8 protein-coding genes are annotated in these 13,224 nt (G+C 56.0%); 4 read left to right on the forward strand and 4 right to left on the reverse strand.

What is annotated here, in order from left to right:
- The first annotated feature begins 75 nt into the window (after nucleotides 1-75).
- Nucleotides 76-1,836: an adenine deaminase gene (gene ade, locus ACTQ1N_RS10595; protein WP_441956731.1), complete on the forward strand. Its 1,761-nt coding sequence runs from the start codon at nucleotides 76-78 to the stop codon at nucleotides 1,834-1,836.
- Between the two features lie 94 nt (nucleotides 1,837-1,930).
- On the opposite strand, the gene yqeC is transcribed toward ade, so the two are convergent.
- The 3 genes from yqeC to ACTQ1N_RS10610 all read right to left on the reverse strand — a co-directional run bounded on the left by yqeC (nucleotide 1,931) and on the right by ACTQ1N_RS10610 (nucleotide 8,335).
- Nucleotides 1,931-3,421, reverse strand: a complete 1,491-nt coding sequence (gene yqeC, locus ACTQ1N_RS10600; RefSeq protein WP_441956724.1) for a selenium cofactor biosynthesis protein YqeC — start codon at nucleotides 3,419-3,421, stop codon at nucleotides 1,931-1,933.
- Between the two features lie 98 nt (nucleotides 3,422-3,519).
- Entirely contained in the window at nucleotides 3,520-5,214 is a 1,695-nt protein-coding gene (locus tag ACTQ1N_RS10605) for a phospho-sugar mutase (RefSeq protein WP_441956725.1), read from the reverse strand.
- Nucleotides 5,215-5,260: 46 nt separating this feature from the next.
- Nucleotides 5,261-8,335: an EAL domain-containing protein gene (locus ACTQ1N_RS10610; RefSeq protein WP_441956726.1), complete on the reverse strand. Its 3,075-nt coding sequence runs from the start codon at nucleotides 8,333-8,335 to the stop codon at nucleotides 5,261-5,263.
- Between the two features lie 302 nt (nucleotides 8,336-8,637).
- Here ACTQ1N_RS10610 and ACTQ1N_RS10615 point away from each other — a divergent pair, with 302 nt between their 5' ends.
- Genes ACTQ1N_RS10615 through ACTQ1N_RS10625 form a run of 3 tightly spaced genes read left to right on the forward strand, consistent with a single transcriptional unit; the run spans nucleotide 8,638 to nucleotide 12,991 of the window.
- Nucleotides 8,638-10,329 (forward strand): glycoside hydrolase family 13 protein, encoded by a 1,692-nt coding sequence (locus ACTQ1N_RS10615; RefSeq protein WP_441956727.1) that lies wholly within the window; start codon nucleotides 8,638-8,640, stop codon nucleotides 10,327-10,329.
- Between the two features lie 33 nt (nucleotides 10,330-10,362).
- The gene (locus tag ACTQ1N_RS10620; RefSeq protein ID WP_441956728.1) at nucleotides 10,363-11,301 is read left to right on the forward strand and encodes a helix-turn-helix domain-containing protein; all 939 of its coding nucleotides are present in this window, start codon (nucleotides 10,363-10,365) and stop codon (nucleotides 11,299-11,301) included.
- A 16-nt stretch (nucleotides 11,302-11,317) separates the two neighbouring features.
- On the forward strand, nucleotides 11,318-12,991 hold the full coding sequence (locus tag ACTQ1N_RS10625) for a glycoside hydrolase family 13 protein (protein WP_441956729.1): 1,674 nt from the start codon (nucleotides 11,318-11,320) through the stop codon (nucleotides 12,989-12,991).
- 30 nt (nucleotides 12,992-13,021) lie between these two features.
- Here ACTQ1N_RS10625 and ACTQ1N_RS10630 read toward each other — a convergent pair.
- A partial coding sequence (locus tag ACTQ1N_RS10630; RefSeq protein WP_441956730.1) for a hypothetical protein occupies nucleotides 13,022-13,224 on the reverse strand: 203 nt, incomplete at its 5' end.

The raw sequence follows: 13,224 nt of genomic DNA on the forward strand, positions 1-13,224 counted from the left end.
GCCGGCGCAGGCGGGCGCGTTCAGGCGACGGTTGTTGGCATCAGCGTAAAAGAAGGAGGCGGTCTTATGGAACATATGGACAAGAAAACACTCATCCGTGTGATTGACTCTGCCATGCATCGTGTCCCTGCTGATCTGGTCATCTACAACTGCCAGATTGTGGATGTCTTCACCGGGACCGTCCGGCCAGGCTCCATCGCAATCACCGACGGCCTGATTGTCGGCTTTGGCGATGACTACCGCGGGCAGGAGGAGATCGACGCCGGCGGCGCATACGCAGCGCCGGGACTGATCGACGGACATATCCATATCGAGTCCACATACACCTCGCCCGAGGAGTTCGGGCGCATGGTGGTTCCGCGCGGTACGACGACCGTCATCGCGGATCCGCACGAGATCACGAATGTCTACGGCCTTGAAGGCTTGAATTACATGATCCGGGCAGCGTCCAGGACGGAGCTGTCCGTCCGGTACATGATTCCAAGCTGCGTGCCGGCGACTCCATTTGAGGACGCCGGAGCGGTTGTCAATGCCTTCGACATGCAGTGGCCGATGCAGGACCGGCATGTTCCGGGACTTGGTGAGTTCATGAACGTTCCCGGAATTCTGGAGAAGAACGACGACGACCTGAACAAGCTGCTGGTCGCTCTGTCGATGCACAAGGTGATTGACGGGCACAGCCCGGGGCTGGAGGGCGCGGGACTGAATGCGTATATCGCCGCAGGGGTGAAAACGGATCATGAGTGCACGACGGTGAAGGAGATGGAGGACCGTCTGGAGCGCGGGATGTATGTCCAGCTGCGGGACGGGTCCGCCTGCCATGACCTGGAGAATCTGATTCCAGGCATCACACCGTACAATTACAGAAGACTGATCCTCTGCTCGGATGACCGGCAGCCGAAGACCATCCTGAACGAGGGGCATATCGACAGCCATCTGCGGAAGCTCGTGAAGGCCGGCATTGATCCGGTCATGGCCATCTGCATGGCGACGCTCAATGCGGCGGAGTGCTATAAGCTCGAGGACCGCGGCGCGCTGGCCCCGGGCAGGCGGGCGGACATTGTGCTGTTTGACAATCTGAAGGATTTCGGTGTAAAGACCGTCTTGATTGAGGGCAAGAAGGTCGCCGAGAACGGCCGGTACCTGCTGTCCTATGAGAAGGCGCCGATCTACTCTGTCAGAGGATCGATGCACGTGAAGGCATTCACCGAGGACGACCTGCGGCTGCATCTGAAGAGCGATTTTGTGAAGACCATCGAGATCATCCCAGGCGGAATCCGCACGAAGGAGACCGACTTGCACGTAAAGCTGGACACAGGCGGGGACTTTGTCTTCGAGCCCGGCAAGGATGTGGCGAAGATCGCGGTGCTGGAACGGCACCACAACACCGGGCGGATCGGACTGGGGCTGCTGAAGGGCTACGGCATCCAGCAGGGTGCTGTCGCGCTGTCGGTTGCGCACGATTCCCACAACATCATCTGTGTGGGCGTCTCCAACACGGAAATGAGCGCGGCGATCCACGCCTTGATTGATCAGGAGGGTGGCTTTGTCCTCGTGAAAGATGGAAAGGTTATTGCGTCGCTGCCGCTTCCGATTGCCGGTCTGATGAGCGACCGCAGCGGTGAGGAGGTCGCGCAGGCGCTGGAGGTGCTGCACAACACCGCCTACGACATTCTCGGCGTCAGCCATACGGTTGAGCCGATCATGACGCTGTGCTTCATGTCCCTGATTGTCATCCCGGACATCAAGATCACAGACCGCGGCCTGTTCGACATGAAGAAATTCGCATTCACCAAGATTGAAGCGGAAAATGCCGGGGATAAGACTCTCGTCTGAATGAGTGTCCAGCCGTCATGTCTGTCCCTTGCTTGCCGCCTGAGCCCCTCCAGCTGCTCCTCCAGCTGCCCTGCCAGGGCAGCCGGAGGAGCTTTTATCCTATAAATGGCACGTCATCGCATTTTTGATCAATATCGCGAAGGACGGACTCTTCTGTGTAGAAATAGTAGGCGTCCCACGGGCGCTGCCGGATCAGGCGCATCGCGCCTCTGTCTCCATGAAGCGCAAGCAGGTCGTCTGCCACCCGCCCCCGGTCGAGCCGAAACGCACCGGGGACGGTTGTTGTAACCGTTCTCTCTGTTTCATTCCGGACAGCCATGCAGCCGTAGGGTTTGCCTGAGCAGATGCAGTCACAGACAAACCGGGTGATCAGCCGCCCTTCCAGATACGGCATGTCTGCCGCAAAGAATACGACAAGCTGCGCATGGTCTGCGAGGGCTTTCCGCGTGCCAATCCGGATGGAGGAAGTGATCCCTTCCTCTGCCATGTGGTTTTCCAGATACGTGATGCTCTCCTCTCCCAGATCTGCTGTTTTCTGCATGATCTCCGGGTATCTGGTCACAACACCGATTCCCACCTTCACATGATATTCCTGGAGCTGCTGTGCAGACTGCACCATGTGTGCCAGCGCGTGCATATACAGCGGGTGGCCATGAAGGTCTGACAGAAGCTTGTTCTCATGTTCCGAGTACCGCCTTCCGAAACCTGATGCCATCAGGATGAAGGTCACGTCCGTAACCTGCCTTGCCGCGCCGGAACGGTACATATCACTCAGATAGTAGGAGCTCCGGATCCATGGAAACCGCACCCGGAGCGGCCGGATGTAGCAGGCTTCCGCCAAATGGAGCAGCTGCGTTTCTGTCAGCGGCTCTTCAGGCAACATCCCATCATCCGCAAGCTTCTGATTCGCTTTCTCTTCATGACATGCTGCACCTGCAGTCTTTGCACTGCCGCCTTCATCCTGAACTTTCCCTTCCATGCAGATGGTGTGGAACAAGGCCGCATTGTAATGCTGGCAGACAGACTGCGGCAGCCGTCCGACGGCATGACGCCCCATTACGACAACGACCTCATCTGTGGCCGGCGGCAGGACAGGCTCCCCCTCAAGCGGGATTTTCGCCGGCATAGAGCGGCTCCCGTCTGCCTCCACAAATACGATATCGTACACCCCGCAGATCTCCCGGAATGCTTCCGGAGACACCGGGCCAAGCTTCCAGCCCTGCTGCGCACTTTCCGGTGCGCCGCCCCGTGTGGACATGTATGACCGCCCGTCCATGCCCTGCGGCCTTCCAAAGTATGCCACGCCCTTCACGACTGCTGCCGGCTCTGTCTCGTCCCCGCTCCGGCTTTCGCGGATTCCATACTCCACGCAGGGGTTATAGATGTGGGTTGTCGTGGTCACAGCCACACGCTTTCCCTCCAGCGCCAGTTTTTCCGCCTGCTGCCGGATATATGTACTCTTCCCCCCGGCACCGGCAACTGCAATCACAAGCGCACGCCGGACAGGGCTTGCTTCCTGCTCCTTGTCTCTCCGCTGCCTCTGGTAGTACGTGATCTGTTTTCTTCTGCGCGCCTTAGGCATCATCCTGCTGCCCTCTTGATTCCGCCCCACTCTGTCTGTTATACACACGGCCTGCTTTGCTCTGCTCTGCCTGCCCCGCTCTGCCGCTCTGCTTCTCCGCTTTACTGAACGCTGTTGATCAGGCTGAAGATTTCGTCCCGGATCGCCTCATTCACACTTGCCGCAGCCTTCGCGCTCTCCTGCCTTGAATAGAAATAGAACTTGATTTTCGGCTCGGTTCCGGACGGGCGGACCGCAAACCAGCTGCCGTTGTCGAGGAAGAAGCGAAGGACATTTGATGCCGGGATATCCTCATAGCCATCCTTGTAGTCGATCACCTGCGTGACCTTGAAGCCGGCCACCTGCATCGGCAGGTTTCCGCGCAGCCAGGTCATCATCCGCCCGATACGAGCGGCACCCTCCACGCCCTTCAGAACAATATTCGGTTCCAGCTCATTGTAGAAGCCATACTGCTCAAAAATCTCCTCCAGCACCTGCCAGAGTGTCTTTCCCTGCTTCTTGTAGTAGGCAGCAGCTTCTGCCACCAGCATACCGGCGCTGATGCCGTCCTTATCGCGGATCTGAGGGCAGGAGGCATAGCCGACCGACTCCTCATAACCAAACAGATACTGGTAGCCGAGCTTCTCCACTTCCGGAATACGCCCGCAGATGTTCTTGAACCCGGTCAGCGACTCGAACATCCGGACCCCGTAGGACTTTGCGATCTCGGTGGAAAGCGTAGATGTCACGATGGACTTCACCATTGCGCCATTGGCCGGAAGCGTGCCCGCCGCCTTCCTGCCCTCCAGGATATAGTTCACCAGAAGATAGCCCGTCTGGTTGCCGTTCAGCGGAACATATGTGCCGTCGGCAGAAAGGATTTCGATCGCAAACCGGTCTGCGTCCGGATCCGTCGCCATCAGAAGCTCCGCACCGGTCGATTGCCCAAGCTGCTCGGAGAGGCGGAACGCCTTCGGATCCTCCGGGTTCGGATACCCGACCGTCGTGAAGTCCGGATCCGGGCTTTGCTGCTCCGGCACGATGTGGAAGTTCGTAAAGCCCCGGTCGGCCATCATCCGACTGAACGGCACGGCACCCGCACCGTTCAGTGGCGTGTAGACGATCGGAAGGGAAAGATCCAGCTCGTCGCCGTCGTGGATCGCAATCGACTCGATCTCGTCGAGATACATACGGTCATACTCCGGGCCGAGCACCGTGATCATCCCGCTTCTTTTCAGCGCTTCGACATCCCCGCGGCGCACTCCTTCAAAGTAGTCGACCTTCTCGATTTCCGCCATCATGCCGTCCGCCACATCAGAGCTGACCTGGCAGCCGTCCTCCCAGTAGGCCTTGTAACCATTGTATTCCTTCGGATTGTGGGAGGCCGTGATGTTGATGCCCGAGACCGTTCCAAGCTTCCGGATCAGGAAAGCCAGCTCCGGGGTCGGCCGGAGATCCGGAAATGTATAGACCCTGATTCCTGCCCCTGCGAAGATGCCGGCCGTCAACTCGGAGAATTCCTTTGAAAAATGGCGAGGATCGTGCGCGATGATGACGCCCTTTTTCTTTGCCGCCTCGCCCTGTGCGCAGATATAGTTCGCGATCCCCTGTGTCGCACGTCCGACGGTGTACATGTTCATGCAGTTCGTCCCGGCAGCGACAATGCCCCTCAGGCCGGCTGTCCCGAACTTCAGATCCTGGTTGAACCGCTCCCTGATCTCCTTCTCATTATCCCTGATCGTCTCAAGCTCCGCCCTGAGCGGATCGTCCTTTGGCAGTTTCTCCATCCAGATGCTGTACCGTTCCCTGTAATCCATCTGTTCCTCCTTGTATTCAATGTTTGCCTGTGCCGCTCTCCCTGTATCACGCATCTAAGCGCTTCAAGATGGTTGCCGCAAGATCCTCGGGTTTCCCAAAGAAATATCCCTGCAGCTGCCTGCAGCCCAGCTCGCGCAGAATCTTCTCCTGATCTTCTGTCTCGATTCCCTCGCAGACCGTCCCGATCCCGAGCTTGTCCGCCATCTGAATCATCTCCGAGAGGATGACATAGTTCCGGCTGTCCCGAGTGAGGCCTTTCGTAAACTGCATGTCGATCTTCATCACATCGAACTCGAAGGTCTGGAGCGTGTTGAGCGTGGAGTACCCGCTCCCGAAATCGTCCATCCAGACCTGGAATCCCTGCTCACGGAACCGGCTGACCTCTCTCCGGATCAGATTGCTGTCCTTTGCAAATGCACTCTCGGTGATCTCCATCACGAAGAAATCTCTCGAATAGCCTGAACGATCGACTCTGTCGCAGATCTCCTCTACCATGTCACAGCTTTCAAAATCGTATCTGGAGAGGTTGATTGAGACCGGGACGAGCCGGATGCCCGCCTTCTCCTTCTCCCTGAGATCCCGGATCACATTGTCGAGCATCGTCAGGTCCAGCAAAGCTGTCAGATGATTCTGCTCGAGTACCGGCACAAAGGCGGCCGGCGACAGGATTCCGAAGACCGGGTCCTTCCACCTGACCAGCGCCTCCTCGTGGCAGATTCTTCCGGTCTTCGCGTCCATGATCGGCTGGTAGTAGGTCAGGATATGACCGGCCGCGATCGCCTCGTCGATATGATCAAAGATGTACTGCTGCCGCGCCTTCATCTCTCCCAGACTGCTGTCATAGACGGCATACAGCCGCTTCTTATCCTGGTGAATGCTGTTGCAGGCCAGCATCGCGCGATCACAGCAGAGGTTCGACAGCTCTCCCGGCTGGTTGTAGTAGATCCCTGCCTGTACACTTACGCCCGTTTCCCTGCGCACATTGTTTTGAAGCTGCTGCAGCTGCCCGGTAAGATTCTCATCATACGTCATCAGTATGAAATGATCCGCCCCCACGCGGGACAGCAGACGGTTAGGCCAGTACTTACGGATAATCGACGCAATTTGACTGAGGAGATCATCCCCCTTGCGGAAACCATTCGCCTGATTGTATGCGGCAAAGCCCTGCACATTCAAAAAAACAAAAACCGGCTTTCTTGAATAATCAACGACATTCTTCAGTAAGTCTTCAGCTGTCACGATAAAGAACGCGATATTTGGCAAACCGGTCACCGGATCCGACTGATCCTGCGGTGCCTTGATTCTGAAGTGTGAAACCAGCTTCTCAGGCGCTATTTTCTTCGGATCAAAGCTTCCTCCGGAAACGTGCGTCTTGTCTTCGATCTTTGCATCGAACGCGGAGACATCCGCTTGGCGGATCATTTCTGTGACATCTGCCCTGCCCGCTGGCACACCAAATGCATAGCCACATGAACTGGACGGGTGCACCACCACATCATCCATGTCAAGATGCCGAAGTGCCTCAATGCAGTCCTGGGCCATCGTCAGGCATTTCTCCTCAGACGTATCCGTCAGAACCGCCAGAAACTCATCCCCGCCGTACCGGTAACTGTACGCCTCTCCGAAATGGCTGACCAGGATGCTGCCGAAGGCCTTCAGAACTTCATCCCCTCTTGCGTGACTGTACATATCGTTGAAGAACTTGAAGTTGTCCACATCAAAGAACAAGATGGCCGTCTCCCGGTTCAGAAACGTCGGGTAATCCTTCTCCAACGCATAACGATTCTTCATGCCGGTCAGCGCGTCATGCTCAGCTGCATACTGTGCCTCTATGCTGTTCTCCCGCAGCCGCTGCTCTGATCTGGCCAGCTTTCGGGCGAAGACAACCTGCCTGCGGTAGACATCAGCCAGGACGGCCAGCAGGATCAGAAACCCGATGGCAATAAAGCTCGCCGGAATCAGCACTTTCCGATAGACCCGGAAGAAAGACTTCGGCATGTTGACCAGGACGGTGCCGTCCGGAAGCAGGCTTTTATCAAGACCATACTTTTCCAGCATCTGGTCGTCGAAGATGTAGGTTCCTATGCTCTTTGTATAGAGCGGGATGTCAGAGGGGCTTATGCCATCATTTACAATCCGGGCAGCCTGCTCACCGGCAATCTTCGCGGCTTCTGTCATATTGTAGATTTTTCCGCCGGTAATCCCGCTGCCGATCCCGACGGAGGAGTTGCGGAATATCGGGATCTTCGCACAGCTGTTCAGGATTTTGACCGTGTCCGGGATCGCATAGTGCCTGCCGTCCGCGTCCTCGAAGGCGCAGGCATAGATCAGGATGACCGTATCGTCATAGGAAGCGACCTTCTCCTTGAACTGAGAGAGCGAGAGCTGCGAGGTATTCAGGAACTCGAAGCTCAGATTGTGAAACATCGGCATGATCGTCCGCATGCTGACCTGGTCGCCCATCCCGGTCTTTGTGTCGTCTACGATCTCCACGACCTTCTCGCTCTTTGGCAGGAGCTTTTCCGCCAGCACGATCGTGTCCTGGAGATACTGTTCCTCGATGGAACCGGTTGTGAGCGGATTGCGGACTGCCCGCCGCGCGTGCTTGCGGTCATTGACAGCAAAGAAGACAACCGGGATGTCCTTGAACAGCTCATTCCGGTACCGCTCGACGAAGGACAGTGCCGCGTCATCCCCCGCGAGAACCACATCGTAGGGATCGTGATGGGCAAGCCGGTACTTCAGCGTCTGGTAATTGAGGTCTCTGTTCGCATCGTCCTGGTAGTTCTTTGAGTCCAGGTACTCCGCGTCATAATCCATATCATTGGCATACAGAGACTGGTTCAGGCCTGTGATCTGGTCCATGTAGGTTGGGAAGGTCGGACTGTAGGAGGACAGGAACAGGGCGTGGTGGCTGCCAGAAAACGAGCCGGTATCGTAGACCGTAACCTGCGCGTCCCGCTCTTCTTTTTCACTGGCATTCTGTTGCGAGGTGTAGAGGATCTGCGCAGATCCTGACCCAACCAGAAACAGCGCAAAGAAAACAAGCAGAAACTTCATCTTTCTGCCCCAGCCCCGGCTTTTTGCCTTATATGGAGTACCTGCCACAGCTTTCTTCATACCCATATCCCAACAATCGTCTGACTGTTCCCGGTGCCCCATAGCAGCTGCCGGGATATCCTCCTCATCTATCATATTTTTATATATTACCGCATTTCAGCGGCAGATGCACCTGCTGATTCACGATACATTTGTCATAGCTGGCAGAATCCGACCGGCATTCCCCCATATATTTTTTTGCCCAATCGCCTCCGATAATGTCATAATTATAATATTATTGGTCAATTCTCTGTATCGTTTTTAAGTATAAGGATATTATAATGTAATCTCAATTGAGACAGTTTTTCCCAGGGAGGTTATTCATGGCAGCAGAGAAAAAAGCATGGTGGAAGGAAGCGGTTGTCTATCAGATTTATCCGCGCTCCTTCTCGGACAGTAACGGAGACGGAATCGGCGATCTGAAGGGAATCACCGCACATCTTCCCTACCTGAAGGAGCTTGGGATTGATGTGATCTGGCTCTCCCCGATCTACCGCTCCCCCAACGATGACAATGGATACGACATTTCCGATTACCGCAATATCATGACGGATTTCGGAACCATGGCAGACTTCGACGAGATGCTGGCAACCGCTCACAGCCTCGGCCTGAAGATTGTCATGGATCTGGTGGTCAACCACACATCTGACGAGCACCCGTGGTTTGTGGAGAGCCGGAAGTCCAGAGACAATCCGTACCGCGGCTATTACATCTGGAAGGATCCAAAGGATGGAAAGGAACCCAACAACTGGGCGTCCTGTTTCTCCGGAAGTGCCTGGCAGTTTGACGAGACAACCGGTCAGTACTATCTGCACTGCTTCTCGAAGAAGCAGCCGGATCTGAATTGGGAGAACCCGAAGGTCCGCGATGAGGTCTTCGACATGATGAACTGGTGGTGCGGCGAAAAGGGGATCGACGGATTCCGCATGGATGTCATCAGCATGATCTCGAAGGTCCAGTCCTTCCCGGACGGCAAGGTGACGGATGGTCTGTACGGCGACCCGGCACCGTATGTCTGCAACGGCCCTCGTGTCCACGAGTATCTGAAGGAGATGAACCGCCGGGTCCTCAGCCGGCATGACATCATGACGGTCGGCGAGGCTGCCGGCGTCACGATCGATGAAGCGAAGAAGTACGCATCCAGCTCGGGCGATGAGCTGAACATGGTGTTTGAGTTCGAACATGTGGATCTGAAGGGCAAACCGGTCGTTGGAAAATGGTCGACCGGCGGCTGTTCTCTGAAGGAGCTCCGCGCTGTCCTGAACAAGTGGCAGCTCGAGCTTGAGGGATCAGCCTGGAACAGCCTTTTCTGGGACAACCACGACCAGCCCCGCGCGGTCTCCCGCTTCGGGAACGACAGCCCGCAGTACCGCGTTGTCTCTGCCAAGATGCTGGCGACCTGCCTGCACATGATGAAGGGGACGCCTTACATCTACCAGGGCGAAGAGATCGGCATGACGAACATGCATTTCTCCTCCATAAAAGACTGCAGAGATATTGAGGAGATCAATGCCTGGAAACAGTATGTCGAGGACACAAAAATGGTCTCGCCGGAAACGATGCTGGCCTGCTTCGATGCCTATGGCCGCGACAACGCGCGGACACCGATGCAGTGGGACGACAGCGTGAATGCCGGCTTCACGACTGGTACTCCGTGGCTTGCCGTGAATCCCAACTACCGGGAGATCAACTGCAGGGCAGCGCTGGCAGATCCGGATTCCATCTTCTACTATTATCAGAAACTGATCCACCTGCGCCACGAAAATCCGGTGATTGTCTACGGTGTCTTCGAGCCGCTGCTGGAGGATTCGGACAGTATCTATGCCTACAGCCGCCATCTGGATGGCCAGACGGTAACCGTCGCCTGCAACTGGACCGACCAGGAGCAGCCCTGCAGCCTGTTTGACGCATTTGATAAAAACCCGGGCAGCGCCAGGGAGCTCATCTCCAACTATGGCAGTCACAAGACGGGTGTCCTGCAGCCGTACGAGGCCCGGGTCTTTCTCGAGAGATAACCACCGGATGACAGAAAGGAGGGTGCGATTGATATGAGTGTACAATCACTGCCGTCTTCTCTGAAGGAAACCCGAACCCAGGGTACTGTGACGTTTCCGTGTACGGTTTACAAGGCGGATGCCTCCGCCTCGGAGATCCCCCATCCTTTCATCACAAAGGTTCACTGGCATGACGCAGTGGAGATTCTGCACTTTATCCATGGACATTTCCGTGTCCGCATCGGGATGGAAGAATACGATATCCATCAGGAGGCGTTCTGTTTTGTCGGAAGCGGGAAGCTTCACGCGATTTACAGCGCGGACGGCTACCTGGAAGAAGCCCTGCTTTTCTCCCCGTACATTCTGGAGTCACCGGGCGTTGATTCCGCGGAGCGGGAGCTGATCGATCCGCTTCGCCGCGGTCAGCTCGCCCTCCCGCTGATGATTGACGAGTCATCCCCTGCCTTCTGCCAGATCCGTCATGAGTACCAGATCTGTCAGGCCATCTTCGGCACCCGGTCGAGGATCCAGGGCGACCAGCACATGCTGGAGGACGCTGCCTCGCAGCTGCGCGTGAAAGCCGCTCTGATGAACATCCTGGCCACGCTCAGCGAAACCGGGCTTTTAGGTGAGCCGGCCGGCCGGGAGGATCCGCGTCTGGAGGCCCTCAAAAAGGTTCTGGGCTATATCCGCGATCATTTCCCGGAGAAAATCTATCTTTCGGATCTGGCGCAGCTCATGAACATGAACGAGCAGTACTTCTGCCGCTTCTTCCGGATGGCGATGGGAAAGACACCCCTGACATACATCAATGAGACGCGCATCCGTCAGGCCTCCCTGCTTTTGCAGAACAGCGAGCTTCCGGTTGCGCAGATCGCCGAGGACTGCGGCTTCTGCAGCCCCGGACATTTCATTGCAGCGTTTCGAAAGTTTACCGGTACCACGCCGAAGCGGTACCGGAATCAGCAGCGGGCGCATCCCGCTTCATTCTGACCGGGAGGATTTGATTATGAATCGAAAATGGTGGCATGGAAAGGTTGCCTACCAGGTATACCCGAAGAGTTTCTGCGACAGCAACGGGGACGGGATCGGCGATCTGAAGGGAATCATCAGCAAGCTGGATTATCTGAAGGATCTGGGGGTTGATATCATCTGGCTGTCCCCCTGCTATGTCTCTCCGCTCGCGGACCAGGGCTATGACATCGCCGATTACTACAACATCGATCCCCGCTTCGGTACGATGGCGGACATGGAAACACTCATCGCTGAGGCGAAAAAGCGGGATATCGGCATTCTCATGGACCTGGTGGTCAACCATTGCTCCGATGAGCATGAATGGTTTAAAAAAGCCTGTGCGGATCCGGACGGGCGCTGCGGGAAGTTCTTCTACATCGAGAAAAGACGGCCGGACGGCTCGCTTCCCTGCAACTGGCGCTCCTGCTTCGGCGGGCCGGTCTGGGACAAGCTTCCCGGGCATGATGATCTTTACTACCTTCATACCTTCCACAAAAAACAGCCGGATCTGAACTGGGAGAATCCCGAACTGCGGGAGGAAGTCTACAAGATGATGAACTGGTGGCTTGACAAAGGGCTGGCCGGTTTCAGGATCGACGCGATCATCAACATCAAGAAGGTGCTTCCCTTCAAGGACTACCCGGCAGACCGGAGCGACGGCCTCTCCAGCACTGCCAGCATGCTCAAAGAGCAGACCGGCATCGGCGCCTTTCTTGGTGAAATGAGAGACCGGACCTTCAAGCCTCACAATTCGTTCTCGGTTGGCGAGGTCTTCGACGAAAAGCCGGAGGAAATTCCGGAATTCATCGGGGACAACGGCTATTTTTCCTCGATGTTTGACTTCTCGGAGACCGTCTTCGGGCGGAGTCCCCTCGGCAGCTATGCGGACAGCGGCATCACCCCTGATGACTACAAACGCTGCGTCTTCCAGACACAGTGGCAGATCGGTGACATCGGCATGATCTCCAACATCATCGAGAACCATGACGAATCCAGAGGGGTCTCCCGCTATATCCCGGAGGGAGATGTAACTCCGACCTCCAAAAAAATGCTGGCGGCGCTCTATTTTCTCCTCAAGGGGCTTCCCTGGATCTATCAGGGGCAGGAAATCGGCATGGAGAATATCAGCTTCGACAGCATCGACGAGGTCGATGATATCTCCACAATTGACAGCTACAGGGTAGCGCGCGCTGCCGGTCTCTCCGAGAAGGAGGCTCTGCGTGCTGTTGAAAAAAGCAGCCGTGACAACGCAAGGACGCCGTTCCAGTGGGACGGATCAGAGAACGCCGGCTTCACCACCGGGAAGCCATGGCTGAGGGTCAACCCCAACTATACAGAGATCAACCTGGCGGATCAAAAGGATGACCCGGATTCCGTCTTCAATTTCTACCGCCAGCTGACAAGACTGCGCAAGAATCCGGACTACCAGGAAACCTTGACATACGGCAGACTGGTGCCCTATCTGGAGGACCGCCACAATGTGATGGCATACCTGCGCCAGAGCGAGAGCCAGTCCATCCTGGTCATGGGCAACTTCCAGAAGGAGCCGCAGATCCTTCCGCTGCCGTCCGTCCCGAAAAAGATCCTGCTGAACAACCTGCATGATCTGAAGCTGGACAGTGAAAACGTCACGCTGGACGGCTATCAGGTGATTGTGGCGGAGCTGTAAGATATGATTCCGCTCAGGGGGCTGCCGCACTTAGGCAATTAGTGCGGCAGCCCCCTGATTTTTCTTTATTTCTTTATTTTCTTTATTTTTCTCTGTTTTTCGGTGCTGATACTTTTTACTGTGCTGAGTTGTAATCCGAGACGCCAGTTTGTAAGGCGAGATGCTTGTTTGTAAATTGAAAACTGCATATTTGTAAACGAAACGCCAGTTTTGTACACCAGATGCCAGATTTG

Origin of the sequence: Porcincola sp. LCP21S3_C12 (genome assembly GCF_052118625.1) — a bacterium.
GTDB lineage: Bacteria > Bacillota > Clostridia > Lachnospirales > Lachnospiraceae > Porcincola.